The organism is Streptomyces sp. NPDC028298, from assembly GCF_055565895.1.
On the sequence record NZ_JBVHTL010000003.1, the window covers coordinates 97688 to 118891 of the forward strand.

Sequence of the window (21204 nt, forward strand, 5' to 3'; positions counted from 1 at the left end):
CGTCCGGTCCGGACCGCCGCGTCGCTCGCGCCTCAGCGGCGCGCGGTCACGGTTCCCTCCACCGCGAACAACTGCTCCTCGACGTGGTCGAGGGCCAGCCGCAGCGCGCCCGTCGCCACCGCAGCCTCTCCCAGCATGGAGAGGGCGACCTTGGGCGGACGCAGACAGTAGCGCGCCAACTCCCTGCGCAGCGGCTCCAGCACGCCGTCCAGACCGGCCGCCCAGCCGCCGATGACGACCAGCTCCGGGTCCAGGGCGAGGACCAGGGCCGCCACGTCGTGCACCAGGCGCTGGATGAAGCGCTCGACCGCCGCGCGCGCCCGCTGGTCGCCGTCCTTGGCCAGCGCGAACACCTTGGCGACGGCCGGCTCGTCGAGCGGATGCAACGGCTCGTCCGTCGTCGAGAGCAGCGTCTCGGGTGTGACGTCACGGCCCAGCAGATGCAGCGCGCCGATCTCACCGGCCGCGCCGCCGAACCCCCGGTGCAGCCGCCCGCCGATCAACGCTCCGGCGCCCGGGCTCAGTCCCGCCAGGACGAACACGACGTCGTCCGACTCGGTCGCCGCGCCCTTCCAGTGCTCCGCGACCGCCGCCGCGTTGGCGTCGTTCTCCACGAGCACCGGGCACTTGAAGGAGCGGCTCAGCCGCTCGCCCAGTGGCAGGCCCGTCCATTCCGGCAGCGCCGTGCCCAGGCGCACGGTGCCGTCCGCCTCGACGATCCCGGGACTGCCCACGCCCACCGCGCGCAGCGAGCTGCGGGCGACACCCGCCCTGCGCAGCAGCTCGGCGACCGCCATCCGCAGCCGTTCCAGCCGCTCGTCGGCGGACGCCCTCTCGTCCACGTCCTTGGCCATCGCGCCCATCACGCGCCCGTCCAGGTCCGCGAGCAGGGCCGCGACGCGGTGCGGGCCGATCTCCAGGCCCAGCAGGTGCCCCGCCTCGGCCCGGAACCGGAACCTGCGCGCCGGACGCCCCTGGCGCCGCGTGGCACCCTCCTCGGCCGCCTTCTCGACGACGAGCCCGTTCTCGATCAGCCCCTCGACGACGCCTTCGACCGTCGGCCGTGACAAACCGGTCACCCGGGTGATCTCGGTGAGGGTCGCGCAGTCCGTGGCACGCAAGGCGTGCAGGACCACCGCGGAATTGATCCGTCGCAGCAGAGACGGATCCCCGCCGGTCAACCGCCCCAACGTCCGTCCTCCCAGCTTGTACGCGTGTTGGCCGGATCGTACTCGTCGCGGGGGACCCCGGCGAGAGCCGGGGACCCTTTCGCTCCGCGGGGCGCGGTCAGCCCGGCGCCACGAACCCCGATTCGTAGGCCGCGATGACCGCCTGAGTACGGTCCCGGGCCCCCAGCTTCGCCAGTACGGAGCTGACGTGCGACTTGACCGTCTCCGTGCCGACGACCAGCCGCGCGGCGATCTCGGCGTTGGACATCCCCCGGGCCATCAGCCGCAGCACGTCCGCCTCGCGCTCGGTCAGCGCGGCCCGTTCCATGACCGCCCGCGCCGCCGGACTGGCCCCGCCCTCGCCGTAGTCGGCCGCCAACTGCCGCACGGAGGCGGGGAACAGCAGGGACTCGCCCTCGGCCACCAGGCGCACCGCGTGCACGATCTCGGCCGGGCGCGCCCGCTTCAGCAGGAAGCCGTCCGCTCCGGCGCGCAGCGCCTCGTAGACGTACTCGTCGTTCTCGAAGGTCGTCACCACGAGGATCTTGGGCGGGTCGGCGACCGTCCGCAGCAGCGCGCGGGTGGCCTCGATGCCGTCCATCAGAGGCATCCGGACATCCATGGCGACCACGTCCGGCCGCAACTGCCGGACCAGCGGGATCACCGCGGCCCCGTCGGCGGCCTCGCCGACGACCTCGATGTCGGGCTGCGCCTCCAGGACGGCGCGCAGTCCCGCGCGGACGAGGGGTTCGTCGTCGACGAGCAGAACGGTGACCGGCATCCGGCCAGCGTAGATCAGTGCAACGGCAACTCCGCATGGACCTGCCAGTCACCCTCGTGCGGGCCCGTCCGGGCGCTGCCGCCGAGCAGCGCGGCCCGCTCCCGTATGCCGCGCAGACCGCTGCCCCGCCCGGCCACCACTCTGCCGTCCGGCAGCGGATTGCGGACCTCCAGGGAGAGCGCGCCGTCCCTGACGTCGATCCGCACCCGCACCGGAACACTTCCGGCGTGCCGGAGCACATTGGTGAGCGACTCCTGGAGGATGCGGTAGCCCTCCCTGGACACAGGACCGGCCACCGTCTCCAGAGGGCCCGACACCTCGGCGTCCACCTCGGCCCCCGACGTGCGCGCCGACTCCAGCAGCCGGTCGGCGTCGGTCAGCGTCGGGCGGCCGCTCGCCGGGCGTTCCGCCTCGCGCAGCACTCCGAGCACCCGCTCCAGGTCCTCCAGAGCCGCTCTTCCGGTCTCCTCGATGGCGGTCAGCGCACGCTCGGTGAAGTCCGGGTCGCCGGCCGCGCGCGCGGCGCCGGCCTGCACCACCGCGACGGTGAGAGCGTGCCCGATGGAGTCGTGCAGCTCCCGGGCTATGCGGTTGCGCTCCAGCAGTTGTTCGGTGCGCTCCTCCAGCGCGGCGAGGCGCTCGCTGGGGGAGGGGCCGAGGAGCCGCCGGGCCAGCGCCGTGGTCAGCTCGCCCAGGCCGACCACCCCGCCGTACAGGGCGAGCAGGGGCAGGGGAATGAGCATCGCGCAGCTCCAGTGCGGGTCCAGGAGCCGGATCACGGGGTCGCCCGACGGCCAGTAGCCGAGGGCCGCCCGGGTGAGGTCGACGGCGAACATGGGCAGCCACACGGTGACCACCGAGGTCGCCACGCTCAGCAGCAGACGCGCCTCCAGCCAGAGCACGGTCCGCCACCGGTCCCTCAGGCCGGCCGAGGGGGCCACCGAGAACGCCGTGTCCTCACCGCTTCGCTCGCCCGGCGCCAGCATGAACCGCGCCTGCACCCCCTCGCCCCGCCGCACGGCCGGGATCAGCCCCAGCGGAATGAGCATCAGCGCGGGCACCCATGGCCTCGACATGTCGATGAAGAGCCACACGCTGACGAACAGCATCGGCACCCACAGGTGCAGCAAACGCGTGTACGTCGTCCCCCACAGCAGCGGACGCAGAAATCGGGCCATCGCGCCATCCTGCCAGCGGGCACCGACAACGGACCTCCCCCGGGCGGGGGAGACGATCTCCACCCGCGGGGGAGGCGGGCGGCGGCCCACGGCGGCCAGGCTGGGCCCATGACCAGCATCGACGTCCAAGACCTGACCAAGGAGTACGGCGGCAGGCGCGCCGTGGACCACCTGACCTTCAGCGTCCTCCCGGGCCGCGTCACCGGATTCCTCGGCCCCAACGGCGCCGGGAAGTCCACCACCATGCGGCTCGTGCTGGGCCTGGACCGGCCCACCTCCGGCACCGCCACCATCGGCGGCCGCGCGTACGCCACGCTCGACGAACCGCTCCGCAAGGTGGGCGCCCTGCTCGACGCGGGAGCCGCCCACGGATCGCGGACCGCCCGGAACCACCTGCTGGCGCTGGCCGCCACCAACCGGATCCCCGAACGCCGGGTCGACGAGGTGCTGGAGGAGACGGGGCTCGCCGCGGTGGCCCGGCGCCGGGTGAAGACGTACTCCCTGGGCATGCGTCAGCGCCTGGGCATCGCGGCCGCCCTGCTCGGTGACCCGCCCGTGGTGCTCCTGGACGAACCCTCCAACGGGCTGGACCCCGAGGGGATCATCTGGATCCGCGAGCTGCTGCGCCGGCTGGCCCGGGAGGGGCGCACCGTCCTCGTCTCCAGCCACCTCATGAACGAGACCGCCTCGTTCGCCGACCAGCTCGTCGTCCTCGGCCGCGGCAGGCTGCTGGCCGACACGCCGATGCGCGAGTTCATCGACGCGCGCGTGCAGCCCCGCGTCCGGGTGCGCAGCACGGACAGCCGCGCGCTGGGGGGCCTGTTCGCGGAGCACGGCATCGAGGCCGTCGAGGGCGAGGAGGGCCGCTGGACCGCGTACGACGCGCGGCTGGAGGACATCGGGCGCCTCACCTCCGCCGCCGGTCTCTCCATTCTCGAACTCGCCGCGGAGGAGGGCACGTTGGAGCAGGCCTATCTGGACCTGACAGCCACCGAGACCGAGTTCGCCGCCGCCCCGACCCAGCCCCAGGAGGCCTGACCATGTCCTTCGCACCCGCACTCCGCGCGGAATGGATCAAGATCCGGACACTCCGTGCGCTCCTGTGGGGACTGGCGACCGTCCTCGTGGCCACGGTCGCGTTCTCCGCGCTCGCCGGCCTCGACGACTCCGACAACCCGGATTTCGACCCGCTGTTCTCGGCGTTCTTCGGGGTCAGTTTCGGCCAGATCGCGGCCATCACCTTCGGAGCCCAGGCGGTCTCGGCCGAGTACCAGAGCGGCGCGCTCCGTGTGTCGCTGGCCGCGGTTCCCGACCGGGGGCGCTGGTTCCTGGCGAAGGCGGTGGCGATCGGTGTGCCGGCTTTGGGAATCGGCCTGGTCACCGGCGTGCTCAGCCTGGTGGTCGGGACATCGGTGCTCGGATCTCGGGCGGACACCCTGACCTGGACGGCGGAACTGAGGGGCGTGGTGGGCTGCGCGGTCTACCTGTCCTTGATGGCCCTGTTCGCGGCGGGACTGGCGGCCGTCCTGCGCAGCGGGGTCGCCACCCTGGGCATCCTGATCCCGTTCCTCCTCATCGTGTCCTTCGTCGTCGGGTCGGCGTCGGGGAGCGTGGCGGACTTCCTGCCGGACAAGGCCGGTCAGACGGTCCTGCACGTGTCGTGGGACGGCGCGCTCGGACCCTGGAGCGGGCTCGCGGTGACGGCGCTGTGGACGGCGGCGGCCCTGGGCGCGGGCGCGTGGTGCGTCCGCCGCCGGGACGCCTGAGCGCACTGGCTTCCTGACGCCTCACCAATTGTCAGTGGTGGCGGCTTTACTGGACGTCATGACCATCGCGCAGCAACTCGCCACGATCGACCGGCTGTGCGCCGAGGACTTTCCCACGGGGCACGGCGGGTCGGTCGCCGGGTCGTACGGCGGTCCAGGGGGACCCGGGTTCCATGTCGTCGAGTTGGAGCGGAGCGGAGGTTCCACAGGAGGCGGGCAGGGGGAACAGGAGGACGCCGAGCAGTACGAGGCCCTGCGGGAAGCCCTCGCGCAGCGGCTCGCCGACCGGTGGGGGAAGCCGGACTGGATGAGTCTCGACGGCGTGTTCCTGCGCGCCCAGCAGGGCGACGAGCGAATACCGGAGCCCTGGGCCTCCCTGGGCGCGCACATGAGGAACGCGCAGGTGTGGCGGGCCGAAGAGGTGGGCCGCTGGGTCGCCCTCGGCATCTCCCGCCTCGGCGAGGACCAGGAGTTCAGACTGCTCGCGGTGATCACGGAGATCGACCCGCCGTGACGCGGGACCCCTGGGGCCTGATCAGCGGTCGAGGCGAGTGAGCACGTCGGCGACGAGCCGGTCGGCGTCGTCGAGCGCGGCGGTCAGCGTCTCCGGGGTGGTGCCGAGCGCGGCGAACAGCCCGTGAGCCCGCCCGGCGAAGTCCGCCGGGGCGACGGCGAGTTCTCCCGCGGCACGGACCGCCCCCTTCTCGTTGAGCACCCAGCGTCGGGCATGGGCGTGGAGGGCCTGCGCCAGAAGTCCGACCGCGCGGAAGAGGCAGCCGGAGACGTGGAAGACATCACCGCGAGCGGCCCCCTTGCGGGCGGCGGCCAGGATGAACGGCGCCTCCCAGCGCGCGTTGTCCATGAGTGCCTCGCGCAGTGGTCCGGGGTAGTGGCGTGTCAGCTCCCGCAGATCCCGGAGCTCACCGCCGGGATCGGCGAGGACCTGCCCGACAGCCACCTCACCGGCGTAGGAATGCGAGTACACGCCCAGGGGATGTCCGGGCTGCACCCCGATCTCGAACCGCCCGGCGAGGCAGTCACGCCAGACGCGGTGCACCCGGTCCAGGTCGCGGTAGATCCAGTCGACGCGGTGACCGTCGACGGTCAGCCAGCCGCCACCGTCCACCCACGGCCCCCAGCCGCCCGGCTCGGTCACCTCCACCGGGCCACCGGTCAGCTCGGCCGCGAGCAGACGCAGGGCCGGGGTGTCCAGCGGGGGCCGGTAGTAGAGGCCGAGATCGAAGTCGGAGTCGGGACCGTGCGAACCGGTGGCCCGGCTGCCTCCCAGACACACACCGACGACACCGTCCACCTCGGCCAGCCGGCTCGCGATCTCCGCCAGACGCTCCATACCCCGGATTCTGCCGAGACGGATCTCCACCCGCGACCCGATTTCGCCCTGACCGCACACGCCGTGCGGCGCGGCGGCTGCGGTCGCTGCGTCCGGGCTTCGGCCCGTGCCGCCCATTGTCTTCGCCTGTCTTCGCCCGGCTGTGAACCGCGGCCGGCACGGGCTGCGCGCCGCCGTCGCGCGGCTGTTGACGTGCGTTTGGCGCGGACCGCGTAGCCCCTCGGCACCGCTGCCCACTGCCCACTGCCGTCAGCCGTCAGCCGTCAGCCCGTCCGCACACCGCGGCCGGTGCGGCCGCGGGCCGCTTGGGGGTACGGGCTCCGTGCCGCCGGGGCACGGTCGGCGCCGCCGGGAACGGCGGAAGGCCGCCTGCGACGACGGCGTGAGCCGGTCGCGGACGGCCTTCCGGTCCGCTGGTGCGAGGTGGGTCAGAGGATCGCGCCGGGCGTGTAGCCCGCGGCCTCCGGGTGCTGCTTCACGATCTCCTCGACACGGCCCACGACGACGGCCACCTGGTCGGCCGCGGCTCCCGTGAAGGACAGCTTGTCGGCCATCAGCTCGTCGAGCTGCGCGCGGTCCAGCGGGATCCGCTCGTCGGCGGCGAGCTTGTCGAGCAGCTCGTTGCGCTCGGCGCCCTGCTCACGCATGGCCAGGGCGGAGGCGACGGCGTTCTCCTTGATCGCCTCGTGGGCGACCTCGCGGCCGACACCGGCGCGCACCGCGCCCATGAGGACCTTGGTCGTCGCGAGGAACGGCAGGTAGCGGTCGAGCTCGCGGGCGACGACGGCGGGGAAGGCGCCGAACTCGTCGAGGACGGTCAGGAACGTCTCCAGCAGACCGTCAAGGGCGAAGAACGCGTCCGGCAGGGCGACCCGGCGCACCACCGAGCACGACACGTCGCCCTCGTTCCACTGGTCGCCGGCCAGCTCGCCGGTCATCGACGCGTAGCCGCGCAGGATGACCATGAGGCCGTTGACACGCTCGCAGGAGCGGGTGTTCATCTTGTGCGGCATCGCGGAGGAGCCGACCTGGCCGGGCTTGAAGCCCTCGGTGACCAGCTCGTGCCCGGCCATCAGACGGATCGTCTTGGCGGTCGAGGACGGGGCGGCCGCGAGCTGGACCAGCGCGGTCACGACGTCGTAGTCGAGCGAGCGCGGGTAGACCTGGCCGACGGAGGTGAAGGCCTGCGAGAAGCCGAGGTGCCCGGCGATCCGCTGCTCCAGGTCGGCGAGCTTGGCCGCGTCGCCGCCCAGCAGGTCGAGCATGTCCTGGGCCGTGCCGACCGGGCCCTTGATGCCGCGCAGCGGGTAGCGGCCGAGGAGTTCCTCGAGGCGGCCGTAGGCGACGAGCATCTCGTCCGCGGCGGTCGCGAAGCGCTTGCCGAGAGTGGTGGCCTGCGCGGCCACGTTGTGCGAGCGGCCGGCCATGACCAGCTCGGCGTACTCGCCGGCGAGCTTGGCCAGCCGGGCGAGGACCGCCACCGTACGGTCGCGCATCAGCTCCAGCGAGAGCCGGATCTGAAGCTGCTCGACGTTCTCGGTGAGGTCGCGGGACGTCATGCCCTTGTGCACGTGCTCGTGGCCGGCGAGGTCGTTGAACTCCTCGATCCGTGCCTTCACGTCATGCCGGGTGATCTTCTCGCGCTCGGCGATGGAGGCGAGGTCGACCTGGTCGAGGACGCGCTCGTAATCGGCGACGGCGGCGTCCGGCACCTCGATCCCGAGGTCCTTCTGGGCCCGCAGCACGGCGAGCCAGAGCTGACGCTCCAGCTTGACCTTCTGCTCGGGGGACCAGAGCGTGGCGAGCTCGGCGGAGGCGTAGCGTCCGGCGAGGACGTTGGGGATACGGGGCTTAGCAGGCGCGGTGGTCACGTGTATGGAGCATACCGGCAGTCCGGCCGGGCTCCTGTTATGTCCGCGGCGTCCCGGATGCGCAGGTCGTGGCGGAGCGGCACCCCCCGGCGGACCGGGGCGTGCGTGAGGAGGTGCGGGGACGGGACGGAGGTGTCGCGCTCGGGCGGGCACCACGTACCGCGTCGTCGCTCCTGCGTCCGCCGGTCATCGCGGCGGATTGACGCTCAACTCCTTTGAACGGAGGGGAGTTGTTCACCGTATGAAGGGATGGATGGCTCGGTGGAACGTTTTCGCAGGGTGGTGCTCATGATCCGGAACGCGGGGGGCGGCTTCCGTAGCCGGCCTGCGCGTGCGGATCGGGGTGGGGCTGCTCGCTGCCGACAACAGCGCGCAGGCCCCCGTAGGTCTTCGACGTGAATCGGTCGTGGGCGAAGGAGAGCTCTGCCGTGATCAGTTGATTGCGCTCGTCGTTGACTTCCTCGATCTCCTGCATGAGCTGGGAGTTCTTGGCGCGCAGTATCGTGTTCGCGTTGCGCGCCTCGTCGAGGGCTCTGGCATGACTGCCGAGTCTGATGGCTGTGATGGTGGCCCTGCGGGCCATGGCTTTTTCGCGCTGGGCCAGGTCCAGCTCGCGTTTTTGTATGTCCAGCTCTAGGCGTCGTCGGTGTTCCGCCAGGACGCTGAGATCGTGTCGTGTGCGGGCATCGACCTGCGTCACCGTGTGACGGAGCAGGGCCGCAAGTGCCCCGGCCACGCCCATGGTTAACAGGCCGATCCCGACTGTCGCCGCTTCCCATGCATGGTGCCAGACGCCCACGCCCACGAAAGTCCAGCCGGCTGTGCAGCTGGCGGCGGACGCGGTTGCCAGTCTGTACGCCACGTCTTGTTACCCCCTTGCAGTGGCCCCCCGGCTGTCGTCGGCATCGAGATCCTTTTGAAGCTCGATAGCTTGGACGATGTTCCCGCTGAGCATTGTGCGGATTCTGAGATCAGTGATTCCCCATGCGTCCATGGCCTCCTCCGGGGTGAGTGTTACTGAGGCTACCCTCCGTGTCGCAGGCTGAGGCCCGTGTTCCGGCGGAAGCATGCCGCTGTTCACCAACATCTCTCGCTGGTCGAGGCCAAGTACTGACGCCCATGTCGTCAGTTGCGAGGGAAGGGGGAGGGTCTTTCCTTCCAGTGTTCTGCTGATCGTCGTCAGGCTCACTCCAATCGCGATGGCCAGTTGAGCCCGGCCACCGGCTCGTGGGCGTACGTCGTACCCGGCCGCTGTCGCGGCATTGGTGAGGTACTCGCCCACCCTCCTTGCGAGAGCTTGTCGCTCACCGCGGGACTCGTGGGGGGACTCTTCCATGCTCCGCATGTTCCGGAGAGTAGCGCGCGTGTATGCAACTTGCACGCGACTTGCATGCGTGCATCTTCGCAGGTCAATAGGTGTTTAAGAGTCATGGCAGGCCAAGGGGGACGCTTCGCACGTCAGTTCCCCACAAAAAGTCTCGTCTTCATACCGGCGAAGCAACTTGCGTACGTGTACGCAAGTTGCATATGTTGCATGACTGTGAGTTAGTCGCACGTATGCAAGTCCCTTTGAGGGGACCCTATTTGCACCGCCTCGGCATCGGCTCGACCAGGCACTGGAGCTGCGAGGCAACCGCGGGGGACGCCTCGAAACCTTCGGACACGACGACCCGGTCATCCGGCGCCCGAGCCCGGCCATGGCCGGAGCGGACCGTCGCAGCACCTGCCCACCACAGTTCATCCACTCATGAACGGAGTAGGCCTTGATCGCCGAGGCTAACGCCGCCACACCGCGGTTCGACACCAGAGAACCGGCCCTTATCGCCCGTGCGCTCGCGGGGGACCGGGACGCTTTCGGGGAGCTCTACGCTCTGCATCACCCCGCGGTACTGGCTTACGTACAGCGCCGTGTACGCAATCGGCAGGTCGCCGAGGACATCACCGGCGAGACCTTTCTCAACGCCTGGATGAAACGCGAGACTTTCACTTATCGCGGCATCGGTTTTGTCGGGTGGCTGATCACCATCGCCCGGAACAAGGTCATCGACCATTGCAAGAGTGCCCAGCGACGTGAGTTCGTCGTCGAGGACATGCTCGGCTTCGACGAGGACCTGACGGTCAGCACCGAGGACACCGTGCTGATCAGTCTGGACGAGGAGTTGCTGCGCCGGGCCCTGGACCAACTGCGGCCACCACAGCGCGAGGTCCTCACGCGCCGATTCCTGATGGAGTTCTCCGTGCTGGAGACGGCGCGCCAGATGTCACGGTCCGAAGGCGCTGTGAAGACCCTGCAGTTCAGGGCTCTGGCCAAGCTGCGCAGCGAATATCTGGGGGTGGCGGCATGACGACGGTGCCCGGGATCCGTTCGGTCGTCGAAGCCAATCTCGCCGAGCAACTCAGCGCGTTCGCTCGGGAGTTCGTCGCCGACCTGGAGGCGCAGGGGCGTCTGGTGGAGGCCGGCGGTGCCGGTGCCCTCGAACGGCTGCGGACACAGGTCGAGGCCGTGCAGAACTGCCCGGAGGCCTATCACGCGGCCGTGGACACGATCGTCGAGGACTGCGGTTACCCGAGCGAGGTCGCGATGCGGATCGCCACCGCGCTGAACCGCAAGGGGCTCATCCCCGGCGACGACGTCGAACCGCGCCACGAGGACGCGTCCGCCCCCGAGCCGAACGGCGGGGTACGGGCCACCGGCGACGACATCGAGCCGCGGCACGACCGGGCACCCCTGCCCCTGCCCCTGCCCGCTTCCACACCCGCGTCCGTGCCCGAGTTCCTGCCCGTGCCCGTGTCGGCGTCCGCGCCGGTCCGTGGGGAGCGCGGCCCCGGGGCCGGCGGTCCCGAGCCGCGCCACGACCATGCCCCCGCGGCCGGGCCGGACGGTGAGGAATCCGTGGCCGCCGACGAGGACTCCGAGCCCCGGCACGATCGCGCCCCCGCGTCCGTGCCGGAGCACCAGGGGCCGGGTACCGGTACCGAGAACCCCGAGCCCCGGCACGACCGCGCCGCCCTGTCCTCGCCGCTCGTGCCACCCGCGCGCGGCGCGATCGTCCTGCATCTCGCCGACCGCGGCGCCGGACGGGTCATGGCGGAGCGCGGGGCGACGCCGGTACCGCAGCGCGTCGACGGCCAGGTCCCGAGGGTGAGGCCGGCCGCCGCGCGGTCGCGCCAGGTCGGATGGGGCAGCGCCTCCGCCCGCGCGGTCTCCGTCGCCGCGAGCCTGCAGTCCGACCACCTCGCACGCCTGGAGGCCATGCAGATCTCGGCGGACGGCGAGCGGGTCACCGTGGCCATCAAGGCCACCTGCCTGGACGACTGGGAGTACTGGCTCGACGCGATCGGCGCTCCCCGCAACGTCCGGACCAGGACGGCAGGGCACGCTCAGGTGGCCGCCGGAACCCTCGACGGGGTCGCCGTCCACCTCACCGCGCACGGTGTCCCCGAGCTCCTCCAGGAGGCGAGCGACACGGCCGCCGACCCGTTCTTCCTCTGGGGGCGGATCTACGACCTCGGGATGGGGCAGGTCGACCGCGCCGACCGGATCTGGCTCTCGCTCGGGCGGCGTCAGGACGAACGCGGGATGCCGCTGCTGGTCCTGCGCGGCACCGACGGTCCCCCGTACCCGCTCGCCTCGATCGTCATGGCGCACGGCCCGTTGACGGCGACCCCCCTGCCCTCCGGCGGAATCACCGGGGACAGCGCCTGATCGTCGCCGGGCGCGCCGCTTCGGCTGGCCGTTTCTCACTCGTGGTCCCCCGCGCCTCTGCATGAGGCGAACCGGGGCGGCGCGTCCACACATGCTCACGATCTGTGTACTGAACCTGGCGCAGAGCGATCCCCGCCGGTAGTAGGCGGGGTGGTCGGGGATGGCTGGTTTCCCACCCTGCCGACAGTCCGCCGCAAGGGTGCCGATGGGGCACATCGGCCCTGATCGGTCCACCGGTGGCGTGTCGGTGCCAAAAGGTACGCACGTGCCTTTGGCCCGGCCACGCGTGGGGACAGAGGTCCGTAAGTTCCCCGGCCGGTGCCCTGGGGCGTACTTCTCAGGCCAAGGCTCGAGTGCTTTGATGTTGATTCCAGCGGGAACTCCCGGCTGGCCTGTTACTTGCCCTCCTCCACGGGATGGCGAGACGGCTCCTCTCCATGCTCCGCAAAGCTGGAGGGGCCGTCGGCGGGGCCCGGCGTACGCGCCGGGCCCAGCCGTACCTACGGGCGCGTGAGTGGGCGCATCAACTCCATACCCGCGCTGTCGAGCGCCCCCCGTGCGCCCTGTGGCGACCGAGGGGTGATCCGGTAGCGTCCTCCCCTATGCGGAGCATGGGCCGCCGTGTCACTCGCGAGAGTGATACGGCGGAAGCCGCCCGTTCGAGCCGACGCGACGTGGAGTCGACGTGATGTGAAGCCGGCTCGGCGCCGAGCGAGCCGGCTCAGCCTCCGTGGCCGCCCGTGACAGGACCCTCGTAGGGCAGGAGCTCCGGGCGCTTCGCCGGCAGTCCGTCACCGGACGAGCGACCCGTCAGCCGTCGCCCGATCCACGGCAGCAGATGCTGCCGGGCGAAGCGGGCGTCGGCCGTGCGGCGGGAGACCCAGCCGGGGGGCGCGGTGGGCGCCGACGGGACGTGCCACTCCGGGTCCTCGGCCTCGTATCCGAGGGTCTGCCACACGGCTTCCGCGACCCGGCGATGCCCGTCGGCGGTCAGGTGCAGCCGGTCGACGTCCCACGAGCGCGGGTCGGCGAGCGAAGGTGCCCCGTAGAGGTCCACCACCAGGGCGCCGTGCCGCTCGGCGAGCGCGTCGACGACGGTGAACAGCTCCTCCATGCGGGGCCGGAAGCGTTCGAGGACCGGGCCGTTGCGGCCCGGGCTGCGCATCAGCACGAGCTGCTCGCAGGCCGGGGCCAGCCGCTCCACGGCCTCTTCCAGGAGACCGCGGACGCGTCCCATGTCGACCTTCGGCCGCAGCGTGTCGTTGAGGCCGCCGACCAGCGTGATCACATCGGGCCGCATGGCGACGGCCACGTCCACCTGCTCGTCGACGATCTGCCCGATCAGCTTGCCGCGCACCGCGAGGTTGGCGTAGCGGAAACCGGGCGCCCGGGCCGCCATGCGGCCGGCGAGGAGGTCGGCCCATCCTCGGTACGAGCCGTCGGGCAACAGGTCCGACATGCCCTCGGTGAAGGAGTCGCCGACCGCGACGAGGCTGGTGTATGAGGCATTCATCTGCATGGCGTGAAAGATGGTAACCCGAACACATACCCGTCGGTCGGTCGGGCCATCCTGACCGGCAGTCCGGAACGCCCCTACGCCGGCTGCCCGAACAGTTCCCTCAGGACGTCCTCCATCGTCACCAGTCCCGTGAGCCGTCCGTCGCTGCCCATGACCCCGGCGAGATGCGTGCGGCTGCGGCGCATCGCGGTCAGGACGTCGTCCAGGGGCGTGCTCTCCCGGACGCGGGCGATGGGCCGCATGTCCTCGACGCGGAACGGCACCTCGCGAGGGACCGCGTCCAGCGCGTCCTTGACGTGCAGATAGCCCACGATCCGGCGCCCCTCGTCGACCACCGGGAAGCGGGAGAACCCCGACTCGCCCGACAGCCGCTCCAGCTCCTCCGGAGTGACACCCACGCGCGCGTAGACGACGCGTTCCACCGGGAGCACGACGTCGTGCACCGGGCGGCGCCCCAGCTCCAGGGCGTCCCGCAGCCGCTCCTGGGCACGGTGGTCGATGAGCCCCGCCGCGCTGGAGTCCTTGACCAGGCGGGCCAGCTCGTCGTCGGAGAAGGTCGCCGCGACCTCGTCCTTCGTCTCGACCCGCAGCAGCTTCAGCAGTCCGTTGGCGAAGGCGTTGACCGCGAAGATCACCGGGCGCAGCGCGCGGGAGAGGGCGACCAGCGGCGGCCCGAGCACCAGCGCCGTCCGCACGGGTTCCGCGAGGGCCACGTTCTTCGGCACCATCTCGCCGAGCAGCATGTGCAGATACGTCGCCAGGGTGAGCGCGATGACGAAGGAGACCGCGTGACCCGCGCCGGACGGGACGCCCACGGCGTGGAACACCGGCTCCAGCAGGTGCGCGATGGCCGGTTCGGCGACGATGCCGAGCACCAGGGTGCACAGCGTGATGCCGAGCTGCGCGGTCGCGAGCAGCGCCGAGACGTGTTCGAGGCCCCAGAGCACACTGCGCGCCCGCCGGTCGCCCCGCTCCGCGTGCGGTTCGATCTGGCTGCGGCGCACCGAGATCAGCCCGAACTCGGCGCCGACGAAGAAGCCGTTCACGACGAGGGTCGCGAGTCCGATCAGCAGTTGTACGACGGTCATCGCGTGCTCTCCTCGGCGTCGTCCGGGGCGTGCAGCAGGACTCGCGCGGCGCGCCGCCCCGAGGCGTCCACGACGTCGAACCGCCAGCCGTCGGCCTCGACGCTGTCCCCCTCGGCGGGGATCCGGCCGAGTTCGGTCGCGATGAACCCCGCCAGGGTCTCGTACGGCCCCTCGGGCACCCGCAGTCCGACCCGGGCGAGCTGGTCGGTGCGGGCGGAACCGTCGGCCGAGTACAGCGCCCGGCCCGATGCGTCGGTGCCGGCCGGGGCGAGGTCGGGCGTCTCGTGCGGGTCGTGCTCGTCGCGCACCTCGCCGACGACCTCCTCCACGATGTCCTCCAGGGTGGCGACGCCGGCCGTGCCGCCGTACTCGTCGATGACCACGGCCATCGTGCGCTTGCCGGCCAGCCGGTCCAGGAGCCTGTCCACGGTCAGCGACTCCGGTACGAACAGCGGCTCGCGCATGATCCGGGAGACGGGGGTCTGTGTCCGGCTCGTGGCGTGCACGGTCAGCACGTCCCTGATGTGGGCGACGCCGACGACCTCGTCGAGGCTCTCGTGGTAGACCGGGAACCGCGACAGGCCGGTGGCCCGGGTCGCGTTCGCCACGTCCTCGCAGGTCGCCTGGACGTCCAGCGCGATGACCTGGACGCGCGGTGTCATCACGTTCTCCGCGGTCAGGTCGGCGAGGTTCAGGGTGCGCACGAACAGCTCGGCGGTGTCCGCCTCCAGGGCACCCTCCTTGGCGGAGTGCCGGGCGAGCGCCACGAGCTCCTGGGGTCCGCGGGCGGAGGCCAGCTCCTCGGCGGGTTCGAGGCCGAAGCGGCGGACGACGTGGTTCGCGGTGTTGTTCAGATGGGCGATGAACGGGCGGAACGCGGCGCTGAACCAGCGCTGCGGTGTCGCCACCCGCTTGGCCACGGCCAGCGGTGAGGAGATCGCCCAGTTCTTGGGCACCAGCTCGCCGACGACCATGAGGAAGACCGTCGAGAGCGCCGTACCGATGATCAGCGCCACGGAGTTGGACGCGGAGGGCGGCACGCCCAGTGATTCCAGGGGGCCCGCGATGAGCTTGGCGATCGACGCCTCGGAGAGCATGCCGACCACGAGGTTCGTCACGGTGATGCCGAGCTGGGCGCCGGAGAGCTGGAAGGTGAGGTTCCGTACGGCCTTGAGGGCTCCGGAGGCGCCCCGCTCGCCGCGTTCGACGGCCCGTTCCAGCTCGCTGCGCTCGACCGTGGTCAGAGAGAACTCGGCCGCGACGAAGCCGCCGCAGGCCAGCGAGAGCAGAACTGCGACGAGCAGGAGGAACACTTCGGTCATCGGGTCACCTCCGTCCCATGATCGGCCAGGGACAGGGGGATCGCGCGATGTCCGCGGCGACCGTGCGCGGCACGGCCGCGGGTACTGGGAGGCTCGCCCATGGGCGGACGCTCACACCTTTCGTCGGAGAAGCGATGGTCGGGTCCAACAAGGGTAAAGGATCGGCAAAGTAGCTTCTCCGGGGGTACCGCCGTCGGACCCCGCACTTTCGGGACCCCCGCCGTCGGCCCGGTGACGCAGTTCCGGGAGCCCCGCCGTCGGCCCGGTGACGCAGGCGGGAGCCCCGTCGTCGGCCCGGTGTCCGCCTCCCCACGACCCCCGACGCCGACGCGTGGGAGTCCTAGTCCGTGAGCGGCTTCACCCAGCGCCGCCAGTGCTCCTCCGGCGTATACCCGGCGGCCCGCCAGGCATGGTGGGCGGTCTCGTTCCGTTTCAGCACCATCGCGTCACCACGCCGCCCGCCCAGCCGTACGAAACGGTCCTCGGCCGCGGCCAGCAGCGCGGAGCCCACGCCGAGGCGCCGCCGGTCCGGACGGACCGCCAGCCGGTACAGGTGGCAGCGCCAGCCGTCGAAGCCGGCGATCACCGTGCCCACCAGCTCCCCTTCGCGCTCCGCGAGCAGGAGCGCCCCGGGGTCGCGGTCGACCAGGCGCTCCACGCCGTCGCGGTCGTCACTGATGCTGGCGCCCTCGGCGGCCACCTTCCAGAAGGCGAGCACGGCGTCGAGGTCCTCGGGCCGCGCGGCCCGTATCCGCAAGTCGGTCATGGTCCGATCCCATCACGGGGACCAGGTGCCGGAACGGGATTTCCGACATGCGGACGATCACCGGCCGCTCAGCGCGCGGACCACGGGAGCGAAGGCCTCCAGGTTCGGCTCCAGGACCGTCAGATACGAGAAGCCGAAGCGCTCGCGCAGGTCCAGGACCTGGCCGACGATCTGGTCCGAGGTACCGATCAGGACGATGGGCAGGTCCAGCACCTCGCGTTCGGTCAGATGCGGGAGCCGGGGCAGCCACGGACGGACGGCGGCGGCGCGGTCGTCGGTGACGGCGACGATCTGGATCAGCAGGTTGAGCTCGGCCGGTTCCTCGCGTCCGGCGGACGCCTTCCGGTGGAGCGTGACACGTCCGTCGAGTTCGTCGGCCGACAGCGGTTCGAGGGTGCCGTCGAGCCCGGTGCGGGCTCCCGTGAACGAGGCGATGTCCGCGTGCTCCGCGGCCAGGCGGAGCATCCGGTCGCCGTTGGCCCCGATCAGCAGGGGCACCCGAGGCGGTCCGCCGCCCGGCGTCCGGGGCGCCTCCCCGCCCGGCCACGGCGTGCCGGCGGAGAGTCCGTCCGGGCCGAGCAGGCGCTCCAGCTCCTCGACCGTGCGCACGAGATGGTCGACCCTCTCGCGCGGGGTGCCGAAGGGCAGTCCCGCCGTCTCGTGTTCGGCCGGTACGTAACCGGTGCCGAGGCCGAGTTCGAGACGGCCGCCGGTCAGCGCGTCCGTGGTGGCCACCTCGCGGGCGAGCAGCGCGGGGTTCCAGAAGGCCGCGTTGAGCACGAACGTGCCGAGCCGGGGCCGTCGTGTCGCCTGTGCCGCGGCCACCAGTGAGGGGAACGGGGCGGGCATGCCCAGGTGGTCGGCGACGGTGATGACGTCGTAGCCGAGTTCCTCGGCGCGGCGGCACCGGTCGGCCCACTCGGCACCGGTCGCGGGAGCGATGAGGCTGACGCCGAAACGGAACGGGCGTGGCATCGGGGGTCCCTTCCACGTGACTTCGGCGGTCTCTTCCGTCGGAGAACTCGCCGCGGCCCGGCCTTGACCGAGTCGACGGACGGCCGGCCCGGCCCCGGATGCCGGGACCGGGCCGGGATCGGTCACTCGTGCGCGATCGCCGCCAGGACGTTCATGCGCGACGCCCGCAGGGCCGGGAGCAGGGCCGCGACGATGCCGACGACCGCCGAGCCGATCACGACCGCGACGATCGTCGTCCAGGGGATGGCGAGCGCCTTCATGCCCTGCAGCGCGAGCACCTGCTGGACGCAGACACCCCAGATGATCCCGAGCGCCAGTCCGAGGACCGCGCCGAACACGGCGATCACCACGGACTCCAGACGGATCATCCGGCGCAGTTGACGCCGGCCGAGACCGATGGCGCGCAGCAGCCCGATCTCGCGGGTGCGCTCCACGACGGACAGCGCGAGGGTGTTGACCACGCCGAGCACCGCGATGACGATCGCCAGCCCCAGCAGCGCGTACACGAGGTAGAGCAGCACGGCGATCTGGTCGTGGACGAGCTTCTTGTAGTCGGCCTGGTCACGGACCTGGACCTGCGGATACGGCTCCAGGGTCTTCTCCAGCCGTGGCCGCAGCCGCTCCGGTGAGGTGCCCGGGGCCGCGTTGACGTACAGCGCCGAATCCTGCCCGCCGGGCACGTACTTCTCGATGGTGCCGAAGCCGAAGAAGAGTCCGCCCTGTGTCCCGAACCCGCCGCCGTCCTGGTCCGTGAGCGCGCCCACGGTCAGGGTCGTCCTGCGGCCGGCGGGGAACTCGACGGGAATCGTGCTGCCGACCCGCACGTCGTGGTCCTCGGCGAACGTCGCGTCCATCGCGATACGTCCCTCGCCGAGCGCCGCCGCCGAATCGCCCCGCGTGTACGTGAGGTGGGCGACGTCGTCGAGACGCGGATCGTAGGCCGAGGCGGTCGTCTCCACCCGCTTGCCGTCGGGCAGTTCGACCGCGACCGGGGTGAAGCGCTGCCGGACGACCAGTCCGACGCCCTCCGTGGCCCGCACCTTGTCCGTGACCTCGTGCGAGAACGGCACGTAATTGGCGTTCTGGAGCACGAAGTCGGCGCCGAGGGTTTTGTCGATCTGCTGGTCGAAGGACTTGCTCATGGACGCGCTGGCCACGGACATCCCGCCGACCAGGGCGAGACCGACCATGAGGGCGGCCGCGGTGGCGCCGGTGCGCCGTGGATTGCGCAGCGCGTTGCGCTGGCTCATCCGGCCCACCGGCCCGAAGAGCGCCGGGAACGCGCCGCCGAGGACCCGGATCACGGGGCGTACGAGCAGCGGTCCGGCGATCACCGTGGCGATCAGGGTGAGGACGACACCGAGTCCCAGCAGCGACGCCGAGGTCGAGGTCTTCGACGAGGCCGCGCATCCGGCCAGGGCCGCGGCCCCGGCCGCGCCGACGACCCCGCCGACCACGGCCCGTACCCGCAACGGCCGTCCCACGCCCGCGACTTCGGCGTCCGAGAGGGCGGCCATGGGAGAGACGCCCGCGGCCCGCCTGGCCGGGAGATAGGCGGCGACGTAGGTGACGCCCACGCCGACGACGTACGCCGCCACGGGGGTTCCCCAACCGATCACCATCTCCGTGGACTTGAGGTTCATGCCGAAGGCGGACATCAGCTTGATCAGCCCGATCGCCAGCCCGATCCCGGCCGCGAGGCCGAGGGTCGATCCGGCCAGGCCGAGGAGCAGCGCCTCGGTGAGCACCGACCGGCGCACCTGCCGGCGGTCGGCGCCCAGCGCCCGCAGCAGTCCGAGTTCCCGGGTGCGCTGGGCGATCAGCATGGAGAAGGTGTTGACGATGAGGAATATGCCGACGAGCACCGCGATCCCGGCGAAGCCGAGCATCACGTACTTGATGACGTCGAGGAATCCGCCGAGCTGCTCGGCGGACGACTTCGCCTGCTCCTCGGCCGTCTTCACGTCGTAGGGCCCGGAGCCGAGTTCGGCGGAGACGCGCTTCTTGAGCACGGCGTCGTCGACACCCGGCGCGGCGTCCACCGAGATGCTCGTGGCGGCGTCGGGGCGGCCGAGCAGCTTGGACTGCGCGGTCGGGGTGTCGAGGAAGATCAGCGCGGCACCGGGGTTGGTGGTGGTGAAGGTGGCGATGCCGACGATCCGCACCTTGAAGGAGCCGGGCTGCGCCTGCACCGTGAGCGTGTCGCCGACACCGAGGTGCTTCTTGTCGGCGGTGTCCGCGTCGAGCAGCGCCTCGCCCGCGCCGTGGGGTTCGTGACCGGAGGTCAGCTTCACCGGACTGCGTTCGGTGATCTCCCAGTTGGTGACGATCGTCGGGGCGCCCGTCGTCGGTCCGACCGACTTGTTCGCGCTGTCGACGACCGGGGCGTTCTCCACCGAAGCGTCCACGTGGGTCGCGGCGACTCCGTCGACTCCGGCGAGCCGGTCCGCGAGGGAGGCGGGGACGGTCTCGGTCGCGCCGGTGGGCAGTTGGGAGGTCAGGTCGTTCTTCGGTTCCACGGTCACATCGGCCGCGGTGGAGGCGAAGAGCCGGTCGAACGTACGGGTCACCGTGTCCGAGAAGATGAGACTGCCCGCGACGAAGGCCACGGACAGCACGATGGCCAGGGCCGACAGCAGCAGTCGCCCTTTGTGCGCGAGAAAGCTTCGCAGTGTCGCCTTGAGCACGACCGCCTCAGTCCTTGTCGGGGGTTACGTCGCCGGAGCCGCCGCCGGGAGCGGTGTCGCCGGGGCTGCCGTGGGCCGCTTCACCGGCGGCGGGAGCCGTGGCGCCCGCGCCCCGGGTGTCCGGCGCGGCCGCACTCTCGCCCTCGGAGGCCGCTCCACCGGGCCCGCCGCGGCCGTCGTCGAAGGTCACCCGGACGGTGTCGAAACGCTTCATCCGCTCCAGCACGGCGTCCGCGGAGGGCCGCTCCATCTCGTCCACGATCCGCCCGTCCGCGAGGAAGAGGACCAGGTCGGAGTGGGCGGCCGCACCGGGATCGTGGGTGACCATGACGACGGTCTGGCCCAGTTCGTCCACGGCCTCGCGCAGGAATCCGAGGACTTCGAGGCCGGCCCGCGAGTCCAGATTGCCGGTCGGCTCGTCCGCGAAGATCAGCTCGGGCCGGGAGGCGAGCGCCCGGGCGCAGGCGACGCGCTGCTGCTGTCCCCCGGAGAGCTGGGCGGGCCGGTGCTTCAGCCGCTCGCGCAGTCCGAGGGTGTCGATGACCTGGTCGAGCCACTTCTGGTCGGGCTTCTGGCCCGCGATGTCCATCGGCAGCGTGATGTTCTCGGCCGCGTTGAGGGTGGGGATCAGGTTGAACGACTGGAACATGAAGCCGATCCGGTCCCGCCGCAGCCGGGTCAGCTCGCGGTCCTTCAGCCCGGTGATCTCGGTGTCGCCCAGCCACACCTGTCCGGCCGAGACGGTGTCCAGGCCCGCCAGACAGTGCATGAGGGTGGACTTCCCGGAGCCCGAGGGCCCCATGACGGCGGTGAACCGGCCGCGCGCGATGTCCACGTCGACCGAGTCGAGGGCCAGCACCGCGGTCTCGCCGGAACCGTACGCCTTGGTCAGGCCGCGGGCGCGGGCGGCGATCCCGTCCCCTTCCGCGCGGCCGGGGATCTGCTCGGCAGCAGCTGTGGACAAGACCGCCTCCTCCTGGGATGGATGTCCGGACCCTTGGTCCGGCCCGAGCGTAGTGTGATCG

18 protein-coding genes are annotated in these 21204 nt (G+C 71.5%); 5 read left to right on the forward strand and 13 right to left on the reverse strand.

Features of this window, described 5'->3' with window-relative positions:
- Nucleotides 1-32 precede the first annotated feature (32 nt).
- The 3 genes from ACZ4TO_RS15615 to ACZ4TO_RS15625 form a co-directional block, all read right to left on the reverse strand.
- Nucleotides 33-1190 (reverse strand): ROK family transcriptional regulator, encoded by a 1158-nt coding sequence (locus tag ACZ4TO_RS15615; protein ID WP_382787198.1) that lies wholly within the window; start codon nucleotides 1188-1190, stop codon nucleotides 33-35.
- A 97-nt stretch (nucleotides 1191-1287) separates the two neighbouring features.
- Nucleotides 1288-1950 (reverse strand): response regulator transcription factor, encoded by a 663-nt coding sequence (locus ACZ4TO_RS15620; protein WP_382787196.1) that lies wholly within the window; start codon nucleotides 1948-1950, stop codon nucleotides 1288-1290.
- A gap of 14 nt (nucleotides 1951-1964) precedes the next feature.
- A complete protein-coding gene (locus tag ACZ4TO_RS15625) occupies nucleotides 1965-3128 on the reverse strand; it encodes a sensor histidine kinase (RefSeq protein WP_468024419.1) in 1164 nt (387 codons plus the stop codon).
- 108 nt (nucleotides 3129-3236) lie between these two features.
- Here ACZ4TO_RS15625 and ACZ4TO_RS15630 point away from each other — a divergent pair, with 108 nt between their 5' ends.
- Genes ACZ4TO_RS15630 through ACZ4TO_RS15640 form a run of 3 tightly spaced genes read left to right on the forward strand, consistent with a single transcriptional unit; the run spans nucleotide 3237 to nucleotide 5408 of the window.
- Entirely contained in the window at nucleotides 3237-4166 is a 930-nt protein-coding gene (locus tag ACZ4TO_RS15630; RefSeq protein WP_468024420.1) for an ATP-binding cassette domain-containing protein, read from the forward strand.
- 2 nt (nucleotides 4167-4168) lie between these two features.
- Nucleotides 4169-4894, forward strand: a complete 726-nt coding sequence (locus ACZ4TO_RS15635; protein ID WP_468024421.1) for an ABC transporter permease — start codon at nucleotides 4169-4171, stop codon at nucleotides 4892-4894.
- Nucleotides 4895-4952: 58 nt separating this feature from the next.
- Entirely contained in the window at nucleotides 4953-5408 is a 456-nt protein-coding gene (locus tag ACZ4TO_RS15640) for a hypothetical protein (RefSeq protein WP_468024422.1), read from the forward strand.
- A 21-nt stretch (nucleotides 5409-5429) separates the two neighbouring features.
- On the opposite strand, the gene ACZ4TO_RS15645 is transcribed toward ACZ4TO_RS15640, so the two are convergent.
- The 3 genes from ACZ4TO_RS15645 to ACZ4TO_RS15655 form a co-directional block, all read right to left on the reverse strand.
- Nucleotides 5430-6245, reverse strand: a complete 816-nt coding sequence (locus tag ACZ4TO_RS15645; RefSeq protein WP_468024423.1) for a nucleotidyltransferase domain-containing protein — start codon at nucleotides 6243-6245, stop codon at nucleotides 5430-5432.
- A gap of 428 nt (nucleotides 6246-6673) precedes the next feature.
- Entirely contained in the window at nucleotides 6674-8116 is a 1443-nt protein-coding gene (gene purB / locus ACZ4TO_RS15650; protein WP_385040287.1) for an adenylosuccinate lyase, read from the reverse strand.
- Between the two features lie 286 nt (nucleotides 8117-8402).
- The gene (locus ACZ4TO_RS15655) at nucleotides 8403-8978 is read right to left on the reverse strand and encodes a hypothetical protein (protein WP_385040284.1); all 576 of its coding nucleotides are present in this window, start codon (nucleotides 8976-8978) and stop codon (nucleotides 8403-8405) included.
- Between the two features lie 901 nt (nucleotides 8979-9879).
- Between ACZ4TO_RS15655 and ACZ4TO_RS15660 the strand changes: the two genes are divergently transcribed.
- Both ACZ4TO_RS15660 and ACZ4TO_RS15665 read left to right on the forward strand, forming a co-directional pair.
- Entirely contained in the window at nucleotides 9880-10461 is a 582-nt protein-coding gene (locus ACZ4TO_RS15660; protein ID WP_382787178.1) for an RNA polymerase sigma factor, read from the forward strand.
- The gene (locus ACZ4TO_RS15665; protein WP_468024424.1) at nucleotides 10458-11822 is read left to right on the forward strand and encodes a BN159_2729 family protein; all 1365 of its coding nucleotides are present in this window, start codon (nucleotides 10458-10460) and stop codon (nucleotides 11820-11822) included. The genes ACZ4TO_RS15660 and ACZ4TO_RS15665 overlap by 4 nt, the downstream gene beginning before the upstream one ends.
- Before the next feature lie 721 nt (nucleotides 11823-12543).
- Here ACZ4TO_RS15665 and ACZ4TO_RS15670 read toward each other — a convergent pair.
- The 7 genes from ACZ4TO_RS15670 to ACZ4TO_RS15700 all read right to left on the reverse strand — a co-directional run bounded on the left by ACZ4TO_RS15670 (nucleotide 12544) and on the right by ACZ4TO_RS15700 (nucleotide 21143).
- Nucleotides 12544-13341 carry an SGNH/GDSL hydrolase family protein gene (locus tag ACZ4TO_RS15670; RefSeq protein WP_382787173.1) on the reverse strand — a complete coding sequence of 266 codons (798 nt, stop codon included), beginning with the start codon at nucleotides 13339-13341 and terminating at the stop codon, nucleotides 12544-12546.
- Nucleotides 13342-13415: 74 nt separating this feature from the next.
- Complete coding sequence (locus tag ACZ4TO_RS15675; RefSeq protein WP_382787170.1) at nucleotides 13416-14429, reverse strand: hemolysin family protein; 1014 nt, start codon at nucleotides 14427-14429, stop codon at nucleotides 13416-13418.
- Nucleotides 14426-15751: a hemolysin family protein gene (locus tag ACZ4TO_RS15680; protein ID WP_468024425.1), complete on the reverse strand. Its 1326-nt coding sequence runs from the start codon at nucleotides 15749-15751 to the stop codon at nucleotides 14426-14428. The genes ACZ4TO_RS15675 and ACZ4TO_RS15680 overlap by 4 nt, the downstream gene beginning before the upstream one ends.
- Nucleotides 15752-16091: 340 nt before the next feature.
- Nucleotides 16092-16517, reverse strand: coding sequence for a GNAT family N-acetyltransferase (locus ACZ4TO_RS15685; protein WP_468024426.1), 426 nt, complete (start codon nucleotides 16515-16517; stop codon nucleotides 16092-16094).
- Between the two features lie 57 nt (nucleotides 16518-16574).
- Nucleotides 16575-17492, reverse strand: coding sequence for an LLM class F420-dependent oxidoreductase (locus ACZ4TO_RS15690; RefSeq protein WP_468024427.1), 918 nt, complete (start codon nucleotides 17490-17492; stop codon nucleotides 16575-16577).
- Nucleotides 17493-17614: 122 nt separating this feature from the next.
- Nucleotides 17615-20179, reverse strand: coding sequence for an ABC transporter permease (locus tag ACZ4TO_RS15695; protein WP_468024428.1), 2565 nt, complete (start codon nucleotides 20177-20179; stop codon nucleotides 17615-17617).
- A 7-nt stretch (nucleotides 20180-20186) separates the two neighbouring features.
- Nucleotides 20187-21143, reverse strand: coding sequence for an ABC transporter ATP-binding protein (locus ACZ4TO_RS15700; RefSeq protein WP_468024429.1), 957 nt, complete (start codon nucleotides 21141-21143; stop codon nucleotides 20187-20189).
- Nucleotides 21144-21204: the final 61 nt, after the last annotated feature.

What these genes read in the sequence shown, in the direction of transcription:
- ACZ4TO_RS15665 (WP_468024424.1), top strand. Translation starts at nt 10,458, where the DNA reads ATGACGACGGTGCCCGGGATCCGTTCGGTCGTCGAAGCCAATCTCGCC.
- ACZ4TO_RS15635 (WP_468024421.1), top strand. Translation starts at nt 4,169, where the DNA reads ATGTCCTTCGCACCCGCACTCCGCGCGGAATGGATCAAGATCCGGACA.
- ACZ4TO_RS15685 (WP_468024426.1), bottom strand. Translation starts at nt 16,517, where the DNA reads ATGACCGACTTGCGGATACGGGCCGCGCGGCCCGAGGACCTCGACGCC.
- ACZ4TO_RS15625 (WP_468024419.1), bottom strand. Translation starts at nt 3,128, where the DNA reads ATGGCCCGATTTCTGCGTCCGCTGCTGTGGGGGACGACGTACACGCGT.
- ACZ4TO_RS15620 (WP_382787196.1), bottom strand. Translation starts at nt 1,950, where the DNA reads ATGCCGGTCACCGTTCTGCTCGTCGACGACGAACCCCTCGTCCGCGCG.
- ACZ4TO_RS15680 (WP_468024425.1), bottom strand. Translation starts at nt 15,751, where the DNA reads ATGACCGAAGTGTTCCTCCTGCTCGTCGCAGTTCTGCTCTCGCTGGCC.
- ACZ4TO_RS15670 (WP_382787173.1), bottom strand. Translation starts at nt 13,341, where the DNA reads ATGCAGATGAATGCCTCATACACCAGCCTCGTCGCGGTCGGCGACTCC.
- ACZ4TO_RS15630 (WP_468024420.1), top strand. Translation starts at nt 3,237, where the DNA reads ATGACCAGCATCGACGTCCAAGACCTGACCAAGGAGTACGGCGGCAGG.
- ACZ4TO_RS15645 (WP_468024423.1), bottom strand. Translation starts at nt 6,245, where the DNA reads ATGGAGCGTCTGGCGGAGATCGCGAGCCGGCTGGCCGAGGTGGACGGT.
- ACZ4TO_RS15690 (WP_468024427.1), bottom strand. Translation starts at nt 17,492, where the DNA reads ATGCCACGCCCGTTCCGTTTCGGCGTCAGCCTCATCGCTCCCGCGACC.
- ACZ4TO_RS15640 (WP_468024422.1), top strand. Translation starts at nt 4,953, where the DNA reads ATGACCATCGCGCAGCAACTCGCCACGATCGACCGGCTGTGCGCCGAG.
- ACZ4TO_RS15675 (WP_382787170.1), bottom strand. Translation starts at nt 14,429, where the DNA reads ATGACCGTCGTACAACTGCTGATCGGACTCGCGACCCTCGTCGTGAAC.